This is a genomic window from Oceanibacterium hippocampi (assembly GCF_900172325.1).
Classification (GTDB): domain Bacteria; phylum Pseudomonadota; class Alphaproteobacteria; order Sneathiellales; family Sneathiellaceae; genus Oceanibacterium; species Oceanibacterium hippocampi.
In genome coordinates this window covers 707391-728526 of the sequence record NZ_FWFR01000003.1, presented here as the reverse complement: position 1 = coordinate 728526, position 21136 = coordinate 707391, and the positions used below count along the sequence as shown (strand labels likewise).

Annotated in this window: 20 protein-coding genes; 5 read left to right on the top strand and 15 right to left on the bottom strand. The window is 67.1% G+C overall.

What is annotated here, in order from left to right:
* Positions 1 to 21: 21 nt before the first annotated feature.
* Entirely contained in the window at positions 22 to 627 is a 606-nt protein-coding gene (locus tag OCH7691_RS18815) for an OmpH/Skp family outer membrane protein (RefSeq protein WP_085885108.1), read from the top strand.
* Between the two features lie 25 nt (positions 628 to 652).
* Here the strand turns inward: OCH7691_RS18815 and add are convergent, their stop codons facing one another.
* From add to OCH7691_RS18765, 10 genes are read right to left on the bottom strand one after another with little or no spacing between them, the layout of a single operon-like run.
* Positions 653 to 1645, bottom strand: a complete 993-nt coding sequence (gene add / locus OCH7691_RS18810; protein WP_085885107.1) for an adenosine deaminase — start codon at positions 1643 to 1645, stop codon at positions 653 to 655.
* On the bottom strand, positions 1642 to 2856 hold the full coding sequence (locus OCH7691_RS18805; RefSeq protein ID WP_085885106.1) for a phosphopentomutase: 1215 nt from the start codon (positions 2854 to 2856) through the stop codon (positions 1642 to 1644). Before OCH7691_RS18805 ends, add begins: the two co-directional genes overlap by 4 nt.
* 2 nt (positions 2857 to 2858) lie before the next feature.
* On the bottom strand, positions 2859 to 4190 hold the full coding sequence (gene deoA / locus OCH7691_RS18800) for a thymidine phosphorylase (RefSeq protein ID WP_085885105.1): 1332 nt from the start codon (positions 4188 to 4190) through the stop codon (positions 2859 to 2861).
* Complete coding sequence (locus OCH7691_RS18795) at positions 4180 to 6537, bottom strand: aldehyde dehydrogenase family protein (RefSeq protein WP_370853127.1); 2358 nt, start codon at positions 6535 to 6537, stop codon at positions 4180 to 4182. Before OCH7691_RS18795 ends, deoA begins: the two co-directional genes overlap by 11 nt.
* A gap of 37 nt (positions 6538 to 6574) precedes the next feature.
* Positions 6575 to 7558: a deoxyribose-phosphate aldolase gene (gene deoC, locus OCH7691_RS18790; protein ID WP_085885103.1), complete on the bottom strand. Its 984-nt coding sequence runs from the start codon at positions 7556 to 7558 to the stop codon at positions 6575 to 6577.
* Between the two features lie 17 nt (positions 7559 to 7575).
* Positions 7576 to 8406, bottom strand: coding sequence for a purine-nucleoside phosphorylase (locus tag OCH7691_RS18785; RefSeq protein ID WP_085885102.1), 831 nt, complete (start codon positions 8404 to 8406; stop codon positions 7576 to 7578).
* 1 nt (position 8407) lies between these two features.
* Positions 8408 to 9382 (bottom strand): ABC transporter permease, encoded by a 975-nt coding sequence (locus OCH7691_RS18780; protein WP_085885101.1) that lies wholly within the window; start codon positions 9380 to 9382, stop codon positions 8408 to 8410.
* A 3-nt stretch (positions 9383 to 9385) separates the two neighbouring features.
* The gene (locus tag OCH7691_RS18775) at positions 9386 to 10513 is read right to left on the bottom strand and encodes an ABC transporter permease (protein WP_085885100.1); all 1128 of its coding nucleotides are present in this window, start codon (positions 10511 to 10513) and stop codon (positions 9386 to 9388) included.
* Positions 10510 to 12039, bottom strand: a complete 1530-nt coding sequence (locus OCH7691_RS18770; RefSeq protein WP_085885099.1) for an ABC transporter ATP-binding protein — start codon at positions 12037 to 12039, stop codon at positions 10510 to 10512. The genes OCH7691_RS18775 and OCH7691_RS18770 overlap by 4 nt, the downstream gene beginning before the upstream one ends.
* 32 nt (positions 12040 to 12071) lie before the next feature.
* Positions 12072 to 13058 (bottom strand): BMP family lipoprotein, encoded by a 987-nt coding sequence (locus OCH7691_RS18765; protein WP_085885098.1) that lies wholly within the window; start codon positions 13056 to 13058, stop codon positions 12072 to 12074.
* Positions 13059 to 13170: 112 nt separating this feature from the next.
* On the opposite strand from OCH7691_RS18765, the gene OCH7691_RS23040 reads away from it, so the two are divergent.
* The 3 genes from OCH7691_RS23040 to OCH7691_RS18745 all read left to right on the top strand — a co-directional run bounded on the left by OCH7691_RS23040 (position 13171) and on the right by OCH7691_RS18745 (position 16540).
* A complete protein-coding gene (locus OCH7691_RS23040; protein WP_176245160.1) occupies positions 13171 to 14682 on the top strand; it encodes a bifunctional metallophosphatase/5'-nucleotidase in 1512 nt (503 codons plus the stop codon).
* 154 nt (positions 14683 to 14836) lie between these two features.
* Complete coding sequence (gene upp / locus OCH7691_RS18750) at positions 14837 to 15487, top strand: uracil phosphoribosyltransferase (protein WP_085885097.1); 651 nt, start codon at positions 14837 to 14839, stop codon at positions 15485 to 15487.
* A 21-nt stretch (positions 15488 to 15508) separates the two neighbouring features.
* Positions 15509 to 16540: an amidohydrolase family protein gene (locus tag OCH7691_RS18745; protein ID WP_085885096.1), complete on the top strand. Its 1032-nt coding sequence runs from the start codon at positions 15509 to 15511 to the stop codon at positions 16538 to 16540.
* Positions 16541 to 16634: 94 nt separating this feature from the next.
* On the opposite strand, the gene OCH7691_RS18740 is transcribed toward OCH7691_RS18745, so the two are convergent.
* From OCH7691_RS18740 to OCH7691_RS18720, 5 genes are all read right to left on the bottom strand, one after another.
* Positions 16635 to 17564 carry a LuxR C-terminal-related transcriptional regulator gene (locus tag OCH7691_RS18740; RefSeq protein WP_176245159.1) on the bottom strand — a complete coding sequence of 310 codons (930 nt, stop codon included), beginning with the start codon at positions 17562 to 17564 and terminating at the stop codon, positions 16635 to 16637.
* Between the two features lie 48 nt (positions 17565 to 17612).
* Entirely contained in the window at positions 17613 to 18122 is a 510-nt protein-coding gene (locus OCH7691_RS18735; RefSeq protein ID WP_085885094.1) for a 2,4'-dihydroxyacetophenone dioxygenase family protein, read from the bottom strand.
* Between the two features lie 251 nt (positions 18123 to 18373).
* On the bottom strand, positions 18374 to 18934 hold the full coding sequence (locus tag OCH7691_RS18730) for a hypothetical protein (protein WP_085885093.1): 561 nt from the start codon (positions 18932 to 18934) through the stop codon (positions 18374 to 18376).
* A gap of 87 nt (positions 18935 to 19021) precedes the next feature.
* Positions 19022 to 19882 carry an oxygen-dependent coproporphyrinogen oxidase gene (gene hemF, locus OCH7691_RS18725; protein WP_085885092.1) on the bottom strand — a complete coding sequence of 287 codons (861 nt, stop codon included), beginning with the start codon at positions 19880 to 19882 and terminating at the stop codon, positions 19022 to 19024.
* An 82-nt stretch (positions 19883 to 19964) separates the two neighbouring features.
* A complete protein-coding gene (locus OCH7691_RS18720; RefSeq protein WP_085885091.1) occupies positions 19965 to 20417 on the bottom strand; it encodes a tRNA (cytidine(34)-2'-O)-methyltransferase in 453 nt (150 codons plus the stop codon).
* Between the two features lie 173 nt (positions 20418 to 20590).
* Here OCH7691_RS18720 and petA point away from each other — a divergent pair, with 173 nt between their 5' ends.
* On the top strand, positions 20591 to 21133 hold the full coding sequence (petA, locus tag OCH7691_RS18715) for a ubiquinol-cytochrome c reductase iron-sulfur subunit (protein WP_085885090.1): 543 nt from the start codon (positions 20591 to 20593) through the stop codon (positions 21131 to 21133).
* Positions 21134 to 21136 lie beyond the last annotated feature (3 nt).

Below are 21136 nucleotides of genomic sequence, written 5' to 3'. Positions count from 1 at the left end.
GACAGGTATGTGGGGAGATTCATGTCACACCATCTAGCCGAACGAATCCTTGCGGCCGCGCGCCGCGTCGCCGGCGCCGCGATGCTGGCGACCGTCATGCTGATCGCCGCGACGGCGACCGCGCCGGCGAAGAACCTGCCGAAGGCGACGGTCGCGATCGTCGATACCGAGCGCGTGCTGCGCGAATCGGAGGCCGGCAAGAGCGCGCGTGAGCAGATTCGCGCCCAGCAGGAGGTCTTCCAAAAGGAGTTCGACGCCCAGCGTGAAGCGCTCAAGACCGAGAAGGAACAGCTCGATCGCCAGAAGGCGATCCTGGCCCCCGATGTCTGGCAGCAGCGGGTTCGGGAGTTCCGCACCAAGGCCGAGACGCTCCAGAAGGAGGCGCAGGGGCGGACAATGACGCTGAACCAGGCGGATATTCAGGTCCGTCAGAAGATGATGCCGGTCATCACCAAGGTCGTCGCCGACGTGAGCCACAAGCAGGGTGCTAACATCGCCATCGACCGGGCGGCGCTGATGCTGTTCGTCGAGGAACTGAACCTCACCGATCTCGTCATCGAGAAGCTGAACGAGGTGCTGCCGAAGGTCGATATCAACTTCGACGCGGTGCCCGAAAAGACCAACTGACGGGCCGGAGCGGCCGCGCCGTGCTTCAGAGCGTCGGCCAGCCGTCGATCCGGCGATGCAGCGCCGCCCGGGTATCCTCGTCGCAGAAGGCGGCATCGATCGCGGTCCGGGTGATCGCGACCAGGGCCCGGTCGTCCAGTCCGAAGGCCTCTGCGGCCGTCGCGTATTCGTGGCCGATCGAGGTTCCGAAATAGGGCGGATCGTCGGAATTCAGGGTCACCCGGCAGCCGGCCTGCCTGAGCGCCGGCAGGGGATGCGCGGCAAGACTCGGGTAGACCCGGGTCGCGATGTTGCTGTTCGGGCAGACCTCGAGCGGCAGGCCGCGCGAGGCCAGTTCGGCCAGAAGGGTGGCATCCTCGACCGCGCGGACACCGTGGCCGACCCGCTCGATCGGCAGGTGGTCGAGTGCTGCGCGCACGCTTTCCGCCCCCGCCGCCTCGCCAGCATGGGCCGACAGCCGCAGGCCGGCCTCCGCCGCGATCCGGTAGGCCGGGGCAAAATCGCGCGGGTGGTAGAGATTCTCGTTGCCGCCCATGTGGAAGCCGGTCACCAGCGGATGCGGATGGGCGGCTGCCTCGCGGGCCGAGCGGATCGCCGCCTCCGGCCCCTCGTGTCGCACGCAGGTCGCGAGGATTCGCGCCTCGATGCCGAATTGCGCACGTGCCGACTCGATCCCCTCGACGATGCCGTCGAGCTGCTCCGGATAGGGCAGCCCGGCCATCGCCGCGTGGTGCGAGGATACGATCATCTCGACATAGATCGCCCCTTCGGTGGCGGAGCGCGCCAGGTAGTCGTAGGCGATCCGGCGATAATCGTCGCGGGTCCGGACGACGACGCTGGTGGCGTCGTATACCCTGAGGAAATCGACAAAATCGGTCCAGGCAAAGTCGCCATCGGCGGTGAACAGGGCCGGGTCCAGCGTGATGCCGTGACCGGCCGCGAGTTCCCGGATCAGGTCCGGGCGAACGCTGCCCTCCAGATGCAGGTGCAGTTCCGCCTTGGGCAGCGACGCGGTCACAGGAAGCTCTCCCCGTGTGCCAGCGGCGCGATCCCCAGATGGCCGGCGAGGCTCTGGCCGATATCGGCGAAACTGTCCCGCCGGCCGACCGACCGGCCTGCCGTCACCGCCGGGCCGAAACCCAGGATCGGTACGAACTCCCGGGTGTGGTCGCTGCCTGACGTGGTCGGGTCGCAGCCATGGTCGGCGCTGATCACGACGAGGTCACCGGGGCGGAGGCGGGCCTCCAGTTCGGGCAGCCGCCGGTCGAAGGCCTCGAGCGCCGCGGCGTAGCCCGCGACGTTGCGGCGGTGGCCGTAAAGCATGTCGAAATCGACGAAATTCGTGAACAGCAGGCCGCCGTCGTCGAGCTTGTCGAGGGCCGCCAGCGTCGCCTCGAAGAGCGCCATGTTGCCGTCCGCCTTGACGATCCGTCCGGTCCCCTTGTGGGCGAAGATATCGCCGATCTTGCCGATCGAGACGACTTCGCGCCCGGCTGCCTCCAGCCGGTCGAGGAGGGTCGGTTCGGGCGGCGGCACGGCCAGGTCGCGGCGGTTCGCGGTTCGCACGTAATGTCCGCTCTCGCCCGTGAAGGGCCGCGCGATGACCCGGCCGATGTCGTAGTCGTCGACCAGCCGGCGGGCGATCGCGCAGACGTCGTATAGCCGTTCGAGGCCGAAATGGCTCTCGTGCGCGGCGATCTGGAAGACGCTGTCGGCGGAGGTGTAGACGATCGGCTTGCCGGTCGCGACATGCAGGTCGCCCAGTTCCTCGATGATCGTCGTGCCCGAGGCATGGCGATTGCCGAGCAGCCCGGGCAGCTTCGCCCGATCGATCAGCGCGTCGGTCAGCACTTTCGGGAAGGACGGGGCCTCGGGCGGGAAATAGCCCCATTCGAAGGTGACCGGTACGCCCGCCATCTCCCAATGGCCGGACGGTGTGTCCTTGCCGCGGCTCCGCTCGGCGGCGGCGCCGTAAAGCCCTTCAATGGTAACCGGTGGCAGGTGCTCGCTGCCGTTTCCGGCAGCCAGAGCATGCGCCCCGTCAAGGCCGAGCCGATGCAGGTTCGGAAGCCGAAGCGGTCCCTTGCGGCCCTCGCCGTCAGCCTTGCCGCTGGCTGTCGCCGCCGCGATATGGCCGTAGGTATCGGCGCCCGCGTCGCCGAACTCGGCGGCGTCCGGGGCGGCGCCGATGCCGAAGGAGTCCATGACGAGGAGGATCGCGCGAGTCATCGTCAGTTCCCGACCCGGGCGCGGATCACCGGACGATCCGCCGGCGCCGCGTCGTCGATCCGGGTCGCCGCGCGGATCGCACGGGCAACAGCCTCCGCCGACGCCTGGTCGCGGGCATGGATGCGGGCGAGCGGCACTCGCGGGCCGACCTTGCTGCCGATGGCGCTGATCCGGCTCAGACCCACCGCGTGGTCGATGGCGTCCTCGGCCCGCCTGCGGCCGCCGCCGAGGGCCATCACGGCGAGGCCATAGGCACGGGTGTCCTGTGCCGCGACATAGCCGCGCCGATCCGGGATAACGTCGAGCGTGACGGCGGCGCGGGGCAGGTAGCTGTCGGGATTTTCGAGCAGGTCCGCCGGTCCGCCGAGCAGGGCCGTCATCTGGCCGAAGCGTTCCGCCGCTGTACCCGAGGTCAGCGCGCCCGCCACCATGTGGGGTGCCGTCGTCGCGTCGGTGATCCCGGCCAGCACCAGCATTTCCGCGGCCAGCGCGCCGACGACGGCGGCAAGGCGCGGCTCGCGCGCCCGCCCGGTCAGGAAATCGATCGTCTCGCGGACCTCGAGCGCATTGCCGGCGGTGTATCCCAGCACCTCGTTCATGTCGGTGAGCAGCGCCCGGGTCGGCATGCCGGCGCCGTTGCCGACCGCGACGATGCTCTCGGCAAGCGCCTGGGCATCGTCGAACCCGGTCATGAACGCGCCCGAGCCGAACTTCACGTCCATCACCAGCGCGTCGAGCCCGGCGGCGAGTTTCTTCGACAGGATCGACGCGGTGATGAGCGCGATCGATTCGACGGTCGCGGTGATATCACGGATCGCGTAGAGACGCCGGTCGGCGGGCGCGAGTTCCGCCGTCTGGCCGATGATTGCGCATCCGGCCTCGCGCACCACGCGGCGAAACAGCGGCAGGTCAGGCGCGGTGTTGTAGCCCGGAATGCTGTCCAGCTTGTCGAGTGTGCCGCCGGTATGGCCGAGCCCGCGGCCGGAGATCATCGGCACCGAGCCGCCGGCCGCGGCGACGATCGGCGCCAGCATCAGGCTGACCTTGTCGCCGACGCCGCCGGTCGAATGCTTGTCGACGACCGGTCCGGGCAGGTTTTCGCCCGACCAGTCGAGCACCGTTCCGGATCGGGTCATGGCACGCGTCAGGGCGATGCGCTCGTCCATCGTCATGTCGCGGAAGAAGACCGACATCGCGAAGGCCGCAGCCTGCCCCTCGCTCAGGCTGCCGTCGGACAATCCGCGCACCATGAAGCCGATCTCGGCCTCGCTCAGACCGCCGCCGTCACGCTTCTTGCGGATGATTTCCTGCGGGAAGAAGACTTCATTCGCCATAAGGAACCCAGATGTTCTTGACCTGCGTCGCCTGGCGGAGGAATTCGTGCCCCTCTGCCTGTTCCGGATTGTACCAGTCGCGGGCCCGCCCGTTATTGACCCAGGTCCGCTTCAGGTTGCCGGTCGAGGCCCGTTCGACGGCGGCGGAGCCCTCCGCATCGCCGAAGTACCAGACCGCCTCGACATCGTCATGCTCGGCCAGCACGGTCGCGAGACCGTTCCGGTCGCCGGTGACGATGTTCAGCACGCCGCCCGGCAGGTCGGAGGTATCGAGCACCTGGTAGAAATCGGTGGCGGCGAGCGGCGCCGACGGCGAGGGGATCGCGACCACCCGGTTGCCCATGGCGATCGCCGGCGCGGCCAGCGACAGGAAGCCGAGCAACGGCGCCTCGTCCGGGCAGGCGATGCCGATCACCCCGAGCGGCTCGTTCATCGCGAGCGTGACGTCGCGGACCGGTGCGCTGTGCACCGCCCCGTCGTACTTGTCGGCCCAGGCGGCATAGGTGAACAGCCGGGTCGTCGCGGCCGTGACCTCGCGCCGTGCGCGGGCCAGGCTGGCGCCGGTCTGGGCCATGATCCGCCGGGCGAACTCGTTCGTCCGGGCGTCCAGGTTCTCGGCCATGTAGTAGAGGACCTGGGCGCGGTTATGGGCCGTGGCGCTGCTCCAGCCGCCGGCCTTCCGGGCCACCTCGACCGCGTTCCGGATGTCCTTCCGGTTGCCCTCGCCGACCTCGCCCACCGGGCGGCCATCCGGAGCGAAGACGCGCCGGCTGTAGCCCGAATCCGGGCGTGCCTGCTTGCCGCCGACATAGAGCTTGGCGGTGCGGTCGATGGTCTCGACAGCGGAAACGGACGCCTCGCCGGTCGCCGGCGCAATGGCCGGCGCGGCGACCGGCGGCAGCTTGTGCGCCCAGACTGGCGCGAGATACTCGTACATCCCCTCGCGTCCGCCCTCGCGGCCATAGCCGGATTCGCGGTAACCGCCAAAGCCCGCCGCGGCGTCGAACTGGTTGGTCGAATTGATCCAGACCACCCCGCATTTCAGTTTCGGCGCGACGTCGAGGGTGAGATTGACATTCTCGCTCCAGACGCTGGCGGCGAGCCCGTAGGCGGTGTTGTTGGCGAGCGCCACCGCCTCGTCGGGGGTGCGGAAGGTCATGGTCACGAGCACCGGGCCGAAGATCTCCTCGCGCGCGATGGTCGAGGCCGGATGCACGTTGGTGAACAGTGTCGGCGGATAGAAGCAGCCTTCCCGCGGCGCGGCGCCCTCGGGCTGATACATCTCGGCTCCTTCGGCTCGGCCGATCTCGACCAGCTTGCGGATGCGCGCCAGCTGGACCGGGGCGACGATGGCCCCGATGTCGATCGACTTGTCGAGCGGCGCGCCGACCCGGAGCGTGTCCATGCGGGCGCGGAGGCGGGCGATCAGTCGCTCGGCGATCCCTTCCTGGACGAGGAGCCGCGACCCGGCGCAGCAGACCTGCCCCTGGTTGAACCAGATCGCGTCGACGATGCCTTCGACCGCGCCGTCGAGATCGGCGTCGTCGAAGACGATGAAGGGCGACTTGCCGCCGAGTTCGAGCGTCAGGTGCTTGCCGCTGCCGGCGGTGAGCGCGCGGATCCGGCGGCCGATCTCGGTCGAGCCGGTGAAGGCGATCTTGTCGACGTCGCCGTGGCGGACGATCGCCTCGCCGGTCTCGCCGCCGCCGGTAACGACGTTGAGCACGCCGGCGGGCAATCCCGCCGCATGCGCGAACTCGGCGAAGGCAAGCGCTGTCAGCGAGGTGAACTCCGCCGGTTTGAGAACCACCGTGTTGCCGGCGGCCAGCGCCGGCGCGACCTTCCAGGCAAGCATCAGCAGCGGGAAGTTCCAGGGGATGATCTGGCCGACCACGCCGAGCGGGCCGTGGCCCGGGAACTCGCTCGCGGCGAGCTGGGCCCAGCCGGCGTGATGGTAGAAATGGCGGGCGACGAGCGGCACGTCGATATCGCGGGTCTCCCGGATCGGCTTGCCATTGTCGATGCTTTCAAGGACCGCGAGCAGCCGTGAATGTCGCTGCACCATGCGGGCCAGGGCGTAGAGATGGCGGGCACGCCGATGCCCCGACAGCTTCGCCCAGGCGCCCTGCGCGGCGCGTGCGGCGGCAACCGCCGCGTCGACATCCTTCTGGCCGCCGTCGGCGATCTCGCAAAGCGTCTTGCCGTCGGCCGGGTTGACGCTCTCGAACCATTTCCGGCTCTTCGGCGCCTGCCAGCCGCCGTCGATGAAGTGGCGGAGCTTCGGGCCGTGCCGGGCGATCCATTCGCGCGCCGGGCCGTCGCTCTCGGGCGCCGGGCCGTAGTCCATCCGGTCGAAGGCTTCCTGGATGTTCACCTTGTCCTCCTCAGGCCAGCGGCTGGCGGTGAGCGGCCGCGTAGCGACCGGTCGCGAAGTGCGAAAGCTGGCGTTCCAGATCGCCGAGCAGGCTGGAGGCGCCGATCCGGAACAGGTCCGGTTGCAGCCAGCGATTGCCGAGTTCCTCCTTCATCAGGATCTGGAACCCGGTGACGACCTTGGCAGTGCTGATGCCGCCGGCCGGCTTGAAGCCGATCTCGATCCCGGTCCTCTCCCGGTAATCGCGGATCATCCGGGCCATGACCAGGGCCACCGGAAGGGTCGCGTTGACGCCTTCCTTGCCTGTCGATGTCTTGATGAAATCGGCGCCGGCCATCATCGCCACGAGGCTCGCGCGGGCGACATTGCGCAGGGTCTGAAGATCGCCGGTGCCGAGGATCGCCTTCATGTGGGCCGGCCCGCAGGCGGCGCGGAAGGCCCTGACCTCGTCGTAGAGCGCCTGCCAGTTCCGGGTCAGGACATGGCCGCGGTTGATCACGATGTCGATCTCGGCGGCACCGGCGGCGACCGAGGCCTCGATCTCGGCGAGCCGGGTCGCGAGCGGCGACAGGCCGGCGGGGAAGCCGGTCGAGACGGCGGCGACCGGTATGCCGGTGCCCGTCAGCGCCTCGACCGCGACCGGGACCATCTCGTGGTAGACGCAGACCGCCCCGCAATGGAGCGTGCGACCGGAGAAGCCGATCGCCTCGAGGATCTCCGGGCTGACCGGGTTGCGCGCCTTGGCGCAGAGCCGCCGGACCCGGCCGGCGGTATCGTCGCCGGACAGCGTCGTCAGGTCGATGCAGCTGATCGCCTTGAGATGCCAGGCGGCCTGCCATTCCTTCTTCACCGTGCGCCGGGTCAGCAGGGTCGCCGTCCGACGCTCGACGGCGCTCAGGTTGACGCGGACGTCATCCAGCCAGTCGAGATGGAGCGCGGTCCCGGGGTTGCGCTTGTGCTTGCGGTCCAGGTTGACCAGCGTTGCCTCTGCCATGGTCGGTCCCTCCAGGATCAGGCGCGGGCCGATTCCGCGAAGCGCCGCAGGAAGGCGATGATCAGCGCCTCCATGCGCCCCGCCGCGGCACCGGCCGCGGCCAGCGTCTGTTCGTGACTCAAATGGTCCTGGCTCATCCCGGCGGCCAGGTTGGTGATCAGCGAGACGGCGGCGACCCGGAGCCCGCAATGACGGGCAACGATGGCTTCCGGCACGGTCGACATGCCGACCGCGTCGGCACCGAGCACGGCGGCGGCCCGGATCTCCGCCGGAGTCTCGAAGGTCGGCCCGAGCATGGCCATGTAGACGCCGCGATGCAAGGTCACACCGCTGGCGGCTGCGGCATGGTCGAGCATGCTGCAGAGCGCCGGATCATACGCGTCGACCATGTCGGGAAAACGTGGCCCGACATCGTCGTCGTTGATGCCGACGAGCGGATTGGCGCCGGTCATGTTGATATGGTCGGTGATCATCATCAGGCTGCCCGGCCCGGCTTCCGGGCGGAGCGAGCCGGCGGCGTTGGTCAGCAGCAGCGCCTCGCAGCCGATAGCCCTGAGAAGGCGCACGGGGACCCGCAGCACCGAAGGATCGTGGCCCTCGTAGAGATGGGCGCGGCCCTGCAGGCAGGCGACATCGACGCCGCCGAGCCGGCCCAGCACCAGCATCCCGGCGTGACCGGCAACCCGCGACGGGGGGAAACCGGCAAGCTCGGCATAGGGTATGCGCGCGACCGTCTCGATCGCCTCGGCGATCGCGTTCAGGCCGGAGCCGAGGACCAGCCCGAGCCGGGGGCGGAACGCGCCGGCCCGCGCCGATACCAGCGCCGCCGCTTCGTCGTGTGCGGCCATCTCAGCGTTCCTTCACATAGGGCTGGCCGATTGCTTTCGGCGGAATGGCACGGCCGACGAAGCCGGCGAGCAGCAGGACGGTCAGGATATAGGGGAGCGCCTGGATGAACTGGACCGGGATGACGCCGATGCCTGGGATGTCGGCGCCCTGGAGCCGGGCCTGCAGCGCGTCGGTGAAGGCGAAGAGCAGGCAGGCGAAGAGCGTCGGCACCGGCTTCCACTTGCCGAAGACCAGCGCCGCCAGTGCCAGGTAGCCCTTGCCGGCCGTCATGTCGCGGGCGAAGCCGGCGCCGTGCGCGATCGACAGGTAGGAACCGGCGATGCCACAGAGGATGCCGGTGACGATCAGGGCCCGGTAACGGATCGCGACGACCGAGATGCCGGCCGTATCGACCGCGTGCGGGTTTTCCCCGACCGCCCGGATGCGCAGCCCGAAGCGTGTCCGGAACAGGATCCAGGCGGCGATCGGCACCGCAGCCGCGGCCATGTAGACGATGATGTTGTGGCCCGAGATCAGTTCCGAATAGAGCGGCCCGATGATCGGCCAGTCGGCGGTCGCGTCGGCGAAGGGCAGGGTCAGCGAGGCGAAGCGTGCATCGCCACTGAGCGGCGGGGTCTGTCCACCCTGGTGGAACCAGGCGAAACCGAGGGTCGGCGCGAGTCCGGCGACGACGATGTTGATTGCCATCCCGGACACCACCTGGTTGCCGCGATGGGTGATGCAGGCGAAGCCGTGCAGCATGGAGAGCGCGATGGCCGCGGCAACGCCGACCAGCAGGCCGGCCCAGGCCGAGCCGGTGACCGAGGCGCAGGCCGCGGCGGCGAAAGCCGAGCCCAGCATCTTGCCCTCGAGGCCGATATCGATGACGCCCGAGCGTTCCGAGAACATCCCGGCCAGGGCGGCGAGCACCAGCGGCGTCGCCACGCGGAAGGTCGCGTCGAGGATCAGGAGCACGTAAAGGAAGGCGTCGGCCATCGGCTATTCCCCCGCCGGCGCGGCGGCGTTCGAGCGGCGCGTGAACAGGCTCTCGAGCTGCGGCCTGAACATGTGCTCCAGCGCGCCGGCAAAAAGGATGACGAAGCCCTGGATGACGACGACCATCTCGCGGGTGATCTTGTCCATCTCGAACGCAAGCTCGGTGCCGCCCTGGTAGAGCGCGCCGAACAGCAGTGCCGAGAGCGCGATCCCGACCGGATGATTGCGACCCATCAGGGCCACGGCGATGCCGACGAAACCGTAACCGCCGGAGAAGTCGAGGATCAGCCGATGCTGGACGCCCATGATCTCGTTCAGGCCGACGAAACCGGCCAGCGCCCCGGATATGGCCATCGCGAGAATGATGTTCTTCGACGGAGAGATGCCGGCATAGACGGCAGCGGTCTCGTTTTGCCCGACGGTGCGGATCTCGTAGCCCCAGCGGGTCCGCCAGACGAAGTAATAGACGAACACGCTGGCCGCTAGCGCCACGACGAAGGCGAGGTTGAGCGGCGTTTCCGGCATCGAGATGCCGATCGCGCGCAGCATGTCGTGCATATAGGGCAGCCAGGCGCCGGGCGCGAACTCCCGGCTTTCCGGCGATTGCTGGCCGGGTGCGATCAGGACCTCGACCAGCAGATAGGTCATTAGCGCCGAGGCCAGGAAATTGAACATGATCGTGGTGATGACCACGTGGCTGCCGCGCTTGGCCTGCAGGTAGCCCGGGACGAACGCCCAGGCGGCGCCGAACAGGGCGCAGGCGACGATGGCGAGCGGGAACACGACGACGAACGGCCAGTCGTCGAAGCCGAGACAGACCAGGCCGACGCCGAGACCGCCAAGCATGGCCTGTCCCTCGCCGCCGATATTGAACAGCCCGCAATGGAAGGCGATTGCGACGGCGAGGCCGGTGAACACGAAGTTGGTCGCGTAATAGAGCGTGAAGCCCCAGGATTCGGCCGATCCGAAGGCGCCGTAGAGCATCACCTCCAGGGCCTGAAGCGGGTCGTCGCCGACGATGACGACGACGAGGCCGGATATGATGAAGGCGGCCGCCAGGTTGGCGAGCGGAATAAGTCCGAGGGTGACGAAGCGCGGGACGTTCTGCGGCGCGCTGCCGACGACGCTCACGCCGCCACCCGTTCGCCCGCCATCATCAGGCCGATGGTCGCTTCCTCGGCGCCGACCTGGTCAACTTCCCCGACGATGCCGCCATCGAACATGACGATGATCCTGTCCGACAGCGACATGATCTCGTCGAGCTCGACCGAGACCAGCAGTACCGCCTTGCCGGCATCGCGCATCTCGATCAGCCGCCGGTGAATGAACTCGATGGCACCGATATCGACGCCGCGCGTCGGCTGCCCGACCAGCAGCAGATCGGGATCGCGTTCCATCTCGCGGGCCAGCACCAGTTTCTGCTGGTTGCCGCCGGAGAAGCCGGACGCCGACAGCATCGGATTCTGCGGCCGGACGTCGTAGGCTTCTTCCTGCCGGGCGCATTCCCTGACCATCGCCTTGTTGTCGAGGAACAGCCCGCCGTTATAGGCCACGTCGTCGTGATAGCCGAGGATCGTGCATTCGTTGGCGGAGAAACTCAGCACCAGCCCGGCCCGGTGCCGATCCTCCGGCACGTGCGCCATGCCGATCCGGCGCAGGTCCCTGGGCGAGCCGATCTTGCCGGAGGCGGCGATGCTTTTCCCCTTGTAGACGATCTCGCCGCCGCTGATCGGCCGCATCCCGGCAAGCGCCTCGAGGAGTTCCGACTGCCCGTTGCCGGACACGCCGGCGATGCCGACGATCTCGCCGGCCCGGACATCGAAGGAGACGTCCTTGACCCGGTGAACGCCGGCTCCGTCGGTGACCTTGAGCCCGCGCACCGAGAGGACCACCTCGCCCGGCGTGACGGGTTTCTTCTCGACGCGCAGCAGGACGCTGCGCCCGACCATCAGTTCGGCCAGCTTCTCGCGCGTCGTGTCCGCCGTCGGCACGTTGGCGACGACCGCGCCCTGGCGCATCACCGTGACATTGTCGGTGATGGCCATGATCTCGCGCAGCTTGTGGGTGATCAGGATGACCGTCTTGCCCTGTTCCTTCAGGTTGGCGAGGATGCGGAACAGGTGGTCGGCCTCCTGCGGTGTCAGCACGCCGGTCGGCTCGTCAAGGATCAGGATCTCGGCGCCGCGATAGAGCGCCTTCAGGATCTCGACCCGCTGGCGAAGCCCGACAGGCAGGTCGCCGACCATGGAATCGATGTCGACCTGCAGCGCGTAATCCCGCTCGAGGCGGTCGAGTTCCTTGCGCGCCGCCGCCATGCCCGATCTGAGGACCGGTCCGCCCTCGACGCCGAGGATGACATTCTCCAGGACGGTGAAGGTATCGACGAGCATGAAATGCTGGTGGACCATGCCGATCCCGGCGTCGATCGCATCTTCCGGCGTTTCGATGGGGCAGGGCTTGTCGTTCACCAGGATGGTCCCGCCGTCGGCCTGGTAATAGCCGTAGACGATGCTCATCAAGGTCGACTTGCCGGCCCCGTTCTCGCCGATGATGCCGTGGATCGTGCCACGGTCCACGCGAAAGGAAACATCCCTGTTTGCGTGGACCGGGCCGAACCACTTGTTGATCTGACGCAGTTCCAGCGCCGGTAGAGACATCAATCGTCTCCCGTTGCGGGTACCCGAACCGGCTAGTTCTGCATCATGTAGTCGGTCACCTTGATCTTGCCGGCGATGATGTCGGCCTTCGCCGCCTCGACCTTCGCCTTCATGTCGTCGGTGACGAGCTTCTCGTTGTACTCGTCGAGCGCCCAGCCGACGCCACCCTCGGCAAGGCCGAGAACCTGGATGCCGGGCTTCCAGGTGCCGTTCTTGGCCGACGTGAAGGCTTCCTCCACGGCGACGTCGACGCGCTTGATCATCGAGGTCAGCATGGTGCCCGGATGCAGGTAGTTCTGGTTGCTGTCGACGCCGATGGCGAGCTTGCCGGCATCCTTGGCCGCCTGGTAGACGCCGATGCCGGTGCCGCCGGCGGCCGCGTAGACCACGTCGGCGCCGCGGTCGAACTGGCTGCGCGCGAGCTCGCCGCCCTTGGTCGGGTCGTTCCATGCGGCCGGCGTGGTGCCGGTCATGTTCTGGAACACCTCGACATCCGGGTTGGCGTATTTGGCGCCCTCGACATAGCCCTGCGCGAACTTGCGGATCAGCGGAATGTCCATGCCGCCAACGAAGCCGACCTTGCCGGTCTTCGAGGCCAGGGCCGCCGCCATGCCGACCAGGAAGGAGCCCTCATGCTCCTTGAAGACGATCGACTGCACGTTCGGCAGGTCGACCACCATGTCGATGATGGTGAATTTGGTGTCCGGATATTCCTTGGCCGCCTTCTCGACCGCGCCGGCCTGGGCGAAGCCCATCGCCACGATGATGTTGGCGCCCTTCTTGGCCATCCGCATCATCGCCTGCTCGCGCTGCGACGCCTGCGTCACCTCGAACTCGAGATAATCGACGCCGCTGTCCTTCTTGAAGGCCTCGGCGCCGTGATAGGCGGCTTCGTTGAACGACTTGTCGAACTTCCCGCCCATGTCGAAGACGATCGCAGGCGTGAAGTCGGCGGCAAATGCCGAGGCGCCCATCGTCATTCCCGCCGCCGCGAGAGCGGCAAGCACAATTCGTTTCATCCCATTGCTCCCTGCAATTTATATCGCTTATCAGGCTATCATATCCGCCATGAAATCGGCGCGAAAGGGATTCTTGTCCAATTGGTCAGGACACGCAACGGGAGATGTTCCGATGTTCCTTCACCGCATCTGGTTGTTCCTTGCGCTGACGTTGGCAATCGCGGTTCCGGGCCTCCCGGCGCAGGCGGCGGACAGCGCGCGCTTCACCATTGTCCATGTTGCCGACGTCGACCAGTTCGCCGATCCGGACGGGCGGGGTGGCCTGGCCGCGATCATGACCGTGCTGGAACGGGAACGCCGCGCCGGGCCGCCGGTCTTCTTCACCCATGGCGGCGACCTGGTCTCGCCGTCGCTGCTCGCCTCGATCGACAAGGGCGCGCACATGGTGGCGCTGATGAACGCGATGGGCCTCGATCTGATGACCCTCGGCAACCACGAGTTCGATTTCGGGCCGGCGATCCTGAAGGCGCGCATGGCCGAGGCTGAGTTCCAGTGGCTTTCGGCCAACGTGACGGAGGAGGGCGCACCGATCGGCGGGGCGGTTCCGACCGCGACCCGAATGGTCGGTGACCATACGATCGGTTTCCTCGGGCTCACCACGACGACCACGCCGGATGTCTCCAGCCCCGGCGCGACGGTCGCCTTCGCCGACCCGGTCGCCGCGGCACAACAGGCAGTCGCGGCGCTGAAGGCGGCAGGTGCCGTGGTGATCGTCGCGCTGACCCACCAGGACCTGGCCGACGACCGGCGACTGGCTCGCGAGGTGCCGGAGATCGACGTCATCCTGGGCGGTCACGATCACGAACCGATCACCTTCTATGACGGAGACGCCTTCATCCTGAAGCCGGGCTCGCAAGGCCGCTACGCGGCCGTCGTCGACGTTGTCCTCGATTCCGTGGATGGACGGGACGGCCCGCGGCTTGTCATCACGCCGAGCTGGCGGATGACGGCGACCGACGGGATCGAGCCCTCGCCCGCGATCGCTGCCCTGACCGGGGCGATGGAGGCACGGCTCGACACGGAACTCGGCCATGCGGTCGGGGTGACCCGGGTCGAGCTCGACAGTCGCCGCTCGACCGTGCGCGAGCGAGAGGCGGCGATCGGCAACCTGATCGCCGACGCCATGCGCGACACGATGCGCGCCGATATCGCCCTGACCAACGGCGGCGGCATCCGGGGCGACCGCCTCTATGCGTCCGGCAGCACGCTCAGCCGCCGCGACGTGCTGGGCGAACTGCCATTCGGCAATCGGCTCGTGTTGCTGCGGATTTCCGGTGCGGCCTTGCGTGCGGCGCTGGAGAACGGCTTCTCCGCCATCGCCGACCGGGCCGGGCGCTTCCCGCAGGTCTCCGGCATGCGCGTCGTCTATGACCCGGCAAGGCCCGCGGGCGACCGCGTGGTCTCGGTGACGGTCGGCAATGCGCCGCTCGATCCGGCCGCGCGCTACAGGCTCGCCACCAACGATTTCCTCGCCCGTGGCGGCGACGGCTATGTGGCCTTTCTCGAGGGCGAGGTGCTGGTCGACGGCAATGCCGGCCCGCTGATGGCCGGCGCGGTCGCCGACCGGATCGCCGGCCAGGGCACGGTTGCGCCCGTGGTGGAGGGGCGTATCACCGCCCGCTGAATGCTGCCCCGCGCGGCTCATCCGTTCAGCGGACAGGCGACATGGTCGGCAATGTCCCGACGGCCCGCCGGCAATAGGCGTGCCGCGAGGACTTCCGCCGGCCGGATGCGGTCGCTACATTGGCGATCTCCGCCCACGATCAGGTAACCCGCCCATGGCCTTCGATCCGCGCTTCCCCAAGCTGCACATCCTCGATCACCCGCTGATCCTGCACAAGCTCAGCCACATGCGAAACGCTGAGACGTCGACCAAGACCTTCCGCCATCTGCTGCGCGAGATCGCGCTGCTGATGGGCTACGAGATCACCCGCGAGCTGCCGCTGACGACCGAGACGATCGAGACGCCGATCTGCGCGATGGAGGCGCCCGTGCTGGAAGGCAAGAAGGTCGCGATCGTGCCGATCCTGCGCGCCGGCCTCGGCATGGCGGACGGCCTGCTCGACCTCATGCCGTCTGCCCGGGTCGGCCATCTCGGCATGTACCGGGATCCTGTCACCAAGCGGCCGGTGCATTACCTGAACAAGCTGCCGGACCCGACCGGGCGGATCTTCATCGCCGTCGATCCGATGCTGGCGACCGGCTATTCGGCGGCCGCCGCGGTCGACCTGCTGAACGAGCATGGCGTGCCGGACGAGAGCATCCGCTTCATGGCGCTGGTCGCGGCGCCGGAGGGGGTGCAGGTCGTGCAGGACGCCCATCCGGGGCTGCAGATCTTCGTCGCCTCGCTCGACGAGAAGCTCAACGAGAAGGCCTATATCGTACCCGGTCTCGGCGATGCCGGGGACCGTCTGTTCGGAACCCGCTGAGTGCAACGCTAAGGAGTTCAGATGACCCGCGACGCGACCCATCAGGCCTGGCTCGACCAGGTGATCGAGCCGGTGATCGACCCGTCACGGGCGATCGTCGATCCGCACCATCATCTCTGGAGGGTGCCCGGATCGCCAAGGTGGGGAACGTACGATCTCGACGATCTCTTCGCCGACACGGGCAGCGGCCACCGTATCGAACAGACCGTGTTCATCGATTGCACGTCCGACTACCGGACCGACGGCCCGGAGGAGATGCGGCCGCTCGGCGAAACGGAGTATGTCGCGGCGATGGCCGAGGAATCGGCCCGTCGCCCGGACGCGACGACCCGGATCGGCGGGATCGTCGGTCACGCGGATCTGCTGCTCGGCGCCAGGGTCGCCGATGTCCTTGCCGCGCATCTGGAGGTGGGCAAGGGATACTTCCGCGGTATCCGTCATGCCGCCTCGTGGGATCCGAGCGAGGAGATCCACAACGGCCATCACAATCCGCCGCGCGAGATGCTGCTTTCCGAGCAGTTTCGCGCCGGCTTCGCGGAACTTGCGCCGATGGGCCTGACCTTCGAGGCCTGGCTCTATCATCCGCAGATCCCGGAACTGACCGACCTGGCGCGCGCCTTCCCCGATACCGGGATCATCCTCAACCATGTCGGCGGCCATGTCGGCATCGGCCCCTACGCGGGCAAGCGCGACGAGCTGCTGGCCGGCTGGCGCCGGGACATGGCGGAACTCGCGACCTGCACCAATGTCTCGGTGAAGCTAGGCGGGCTGGCCATGCCGATCAACGGCTACGACTGGCACAAGCGCGAGCGGCCGGCGAGCTCGGACGAGGTCGTCGCCGCGCATCGCGACATCTACCTGCATTGCATCGATCTGTTCGGACCGGACCGCTGCATGTTCGAGAGCAATTTCCCGGTCGACCGGCTCTCGGTTTCCTACGCGGTGCTCTGGAATGCCTTCAAGAAGATTGCCGCCGGTTTCTCCGAGGACGAGCAGGAGCGCCTGTTCCGCGGCACTGCGATGCGGGTCTACGACCTGGACGAGATTGACTGAATGTCCGAACGAAAGCCGATCCGCCCGAACCGGGGTTCGGGCGGATCGGACGCGGTTCCGGCCGTCGACGCTCAACAGGCTGGCTTCAGAGAGGCTAGTTCACCCCTTGCCGTTGCTTGAATTTCGGCGCGTAACGCGCCAGTAGCCCCACGAGCTCGGCCTGGTTGCGCACATTCAGTTTCGTTCTGACGCTGCGCAACTGATGATCGATGGTCGAAAACGATCGATCCAGTGCAAAAGCGATTTCCTTGTATCTCAATCCGCAGGCGGCGAGTTGCGCTACCCTGAGTTCCGCGTCCGAGAGATGCTTCAACAGGCAGGTAATGTCCGCGTCGTGGACCGATCCGTCTGCCGACCTGAGGCCGGAATCAGAAGCATCTCCGCAACCGTATGCTGCGTTCAGGGCGAAACTGGATCCGATGATCGGGTTCAGTATTCCGTCGCAGACATCCTGGAAACGATCGACGAGGGCGCTGCTCCAGGGTAACGGTTGCTCGATCCAGTCGATGCAGATCAAGCCGAGCGGCGCGCCTCGATTGGAAATCGACCAGGCGAGCTTCGATCGCACGCCGTTCTTCAGGAACCAGCGCCGCAATTCCGTTCCGAAACGGGACTCCTGGGAAAGATCCGCATAGACGAGCGGTCGTTCCGAGAACCACAGCGCGCGTACACCCTTGTCCCGATTGTTGACGGACAATCCGGCGATCGAGACGATTTCATCGTCGGGCGACCGTGATTCCGCGAAGCCCGGCGCGTAAAACTGATCGGAAGGGCTGCCCAGGCCGATATCCGCGCGATCGCAGCGGAACGCCTCCCTGATCCATCGACTGGCAATTCGTGAGCAGTCGAGAGGAGAATCGAGATGCAGCAGCATGTGGGCGGCCAGGTCGCGAGCCTGCGCCCATTGCGGCCCGGAAGCGTCGTCGAGGATGTTCCGACGCAATTCACGCTGAACCGACAGCTGCGCTTCCGCGGCACTCGGCGCATTGTCGCTTCGTTTCCCTGTGGAACCGCCATTCCCCATAGCAGCCTCCATTGGAACGCCCTGCGCAAAGTCCCTATCGGGACATTGTCAGAAGATCAGACGCTCGTTCACGGGCAGGCCGTTCGCATCGCAATGCGACACGTAGAGATCCAGGAAGGAGAAGACGTCCATGGTGTCCTGCAACACGTCATGCTCATCGTAGAATTCCAGCGAGCCATTGACGAAAAACAAGGTCTTCATGCCCTTCTCGGCGATCAGGGTATGGATCGCGCCAGGATTCTCCTGAACCAGATCGCCAGGCTTGGCCACCCAATCATACTCAGCGTAGCGCCATCCGCCTTCGAGAGTAAATCCCGTGACGGGGCTGCGATGACGATGACGACCCAGGACGCCGGGCTGCTTTGCCCACAATATGCAGACATACAAGGAATTCCTAAGGTCGAAGCGCAGGGGTTTGAGCATCAGCTCGTCACCCACGAAGGGATGCCACAGGGATTCGTCAGTATCGATGTACTGATCCGTTATTCCATAGTGCGCAATCCGGCTCAGGATACGCTGCTCGTCGTCACTGAGAACGCTCGTCGATTGGATGTTCATCGGTCGCCTCCATTTGTCCCGGGTTTTTCTTGTTTTTCGTTCTCCGGATACCCTGGCCACCTTCGAACCGTTGGTCTATCGCGAAGAATCGCGACCGGCGAGGATGCGCGGCGAGGCGGCGCGGCGGCGCGCGGCGCGCAGAAACAGGTCGACTCGAAAGGGATGCTCGATGGCCGACGGGAGCCGGTGCAGGGGAGCAGGCCTACTCGACGGGACAGACGCGCTCGCGTCCTCGCGAACGGCCGGGCGGACTAGTCCGCGACCTTGATCAGGCGGCCCCTGGCGGTTCGCGCCGTCTCGCCGTCGATGATGCGGCGGAATTCCAGTTCCATGCCAAGGCCGCTCAGGGTCCGGTCGTAGACCTGCATCTCGTAGGCGCCGCTGTCGGAAACCGCCAGCGAGTAGATGCGGAGGCTGTTGCCGGCGATCCGCGCCCAGATGTACGGCGGATCGAGAAGCGCGTCGCCGCCGCCAGACCAGACGCCCGGCCTCGCACTCGGCAGGAAGCTTCGTGTGGTCTGCTTCAGGACCTCGGCCGGCTTGCCCGGGTCGCCCTTCTGGCGCAGCACGGTCGACCAGGTGATGGTGAAGCCGCCGTCGTCATCGGTACGAAGGACGACATCGAGATCGCGCGCGGTGATCTGGAAGTTGACGCTGATCTCGCTTTCCGAAATCGCGCTGCCCTGCCAGCTGCCGACGAAGGCGCCGATCTTCAGGTCGGCGGCCGAGGCGCGGCCGGCGCCCGAAAGGGCGGCGAGGGAGATCAGCATGAAGGTGGCGACAAGGCGTGCCGCAAGCCGGCTCGGTTGCAAGGGAGGTTCCTCCTCGTTGTCAGGCAGGCGGCACTTTAGCGAAGCCTTTAGCCCGCCGCCAGCGGCACGGTCAGGGCCGTTCCCGGCTCACGGCCATTTCGCGGTCGGCGGCATCGACATCAGGATCGCGTCGATGTTGCCGCCGGTCTTCAGTCCGAACAGCGTCCCGCGATCGTAGATCAGGTTGAATTCGACGTAGCGGCCGCGCTTGACCAGCTGGGTTTCCCGTTCCGCCTCGGTCCAGCCTTCATTCATGTGGGCGCGGACGATCTTCGGATAGACGTCCAGGAAAGCCAGTCCGACATCGCGGGTGAAGGCGAAATCCGCCTCCCAGTCGTTCTCCAGATAGTCATAGAAGATGCCGCCGACGCCGCGCGGCTCCTGCCGGTGCGGCAGGTAGAAATACTCGTCGCACCACTTCTTGAAGCGCGGGTAATACTCCGGATCGTGCTTGTCGCAGGCCGCCTTGAAGGCGGCATGGAAGATCTCGCGGTCGGCATCGTTCGGCAGCATCGGGGTCAGGTCGCCACCGCCGCCGAACCAGGCCTTGCTCGTGACAATATGTCGCGTGTTCATATGTACCGCCGGGACGCGCGGCGACTGCATGTGCGCGACCAGCGAGACGCCGGACGCCCAGAACCGGCCGTCGTCGGCGGCGCCGGGGATCGACTTGCGGAACTCCTCGGAGAAGCGGCCATGGACGGTCGAGATGTTGACCCCGACCTTCTCGAAGACGCGGCCGCGCATGACCGACATCTCGCCGCCGCCGCCTTCCGGCCGCTCCCACGGCTTCCGCTCGAAACGGCCGGCCGGCGCCTCGGCAAGCGGTCCGTCGGAGGCCTCCTCGATCGCCTCGAAAGCCGCGCAGATCCGGTCCCGGAGCTCGCGAAACCAGTCGGATGCCTGTTTCTTCCGCGCCTCGACCGTTGCCGTGGTTACATCCGTCATCGTTTGCCGCTCCGCTTGTCTCGCCGATCCGATCGGGGCTGGCTAGCACAGGCGGCGGGCTTTCGGAAGCCGCGTGCGCCACTCAGCCGTTCCGGGCGCGATCCTGGCGGAGCGCCTCGCCAAGCACCATCGCGGCCGCGACCACGACATTCAGGGAGCGCGCGCCCGGCGCCATCGGGATCGTGAGGCGCGCGTCGGCGCCGGCCTGGACCGGCGCGGGCAGGCCCGCGCTTTCTCGGCCCATAAGCAGTATGTCGGAGGCGGCGAACCGGAATTCCGTGTAGGCGGTCTCGGCGCCGGTCGACAGCACGACCAGCCGGCCCTCGGCGCGGGTCGCCGTGAAACTCGCCCAGGAAACGTGCCGCGTGACGTCCGCCAGTGCGCCGTAATCCATGGCCACGCGCCTGAGGTCGCGGTCGCCGAGCGGAAAGCCGCAGGGTCCGACGATATCGAGGGCAACGCCGAGACAGGCGGCGAGCCGGATCGCGGCGCCCACGTTCTGTGGAATGTCCGGTTCGAAAAGGGCCAGCCGCATCAGGCACCTGCTAGCGTTTGCCAGTGAAAAAGTATTGTGCTAGACGAAGCCGCCGGTGGTAGCTGACTCCCCATGGTGTCGCGGACCATTGACAAGGCTCTGTTGAGGGGGCCGGAATCGTTGTCGTGGCACGGACAGGGTGCCGCATTCACGAGGTAAATTGAGGGACCCGAATGACGACCGCAAGCCCGGAAGTGAGCGCCGGTGACGACGGCGTAAAACGCCGCGACTTCCTCTATATCGCTGCGGGCGCCTTTGGCGTCGTTGGTGCGGGTGCAGCGGTCTGGCCGTTTGTCGCGCAGATGAACCCGGCCGCCGACACGCTGGCGCTGGCCTCGATCGAGGTCGATATCTCCGGTGTCGCGGAAGGCTCGGCGATTACCGTGGAATGGCGCGGCAAGCCGGTCTTCATCCGCCATCGCACGGCGGCCGAGATCGAGGAGGCCGAGGCGGTTCCGCTCGATGACCTGCCCGATCCGCAGGCCGATTCCGCGCGCGTCAAGGAAGGCGAGGCGCAGTGGCTCGTCCTCGTCGGCGTCTGCACCCATCTGGGCTGCATCCCGCTCGGCTATGCGGGCGACTACCACGGCTGGTTCTGCCCGTGCCATGGCTCGCACTACGACACCTCGGGCCGGATCCGCCGGGGCCCGGCGCCGGCCAATCTGGTCGTGCCGGAGTACGAGTTCATCAGCGATGACCGCATCAAGATCGGGTAAGGG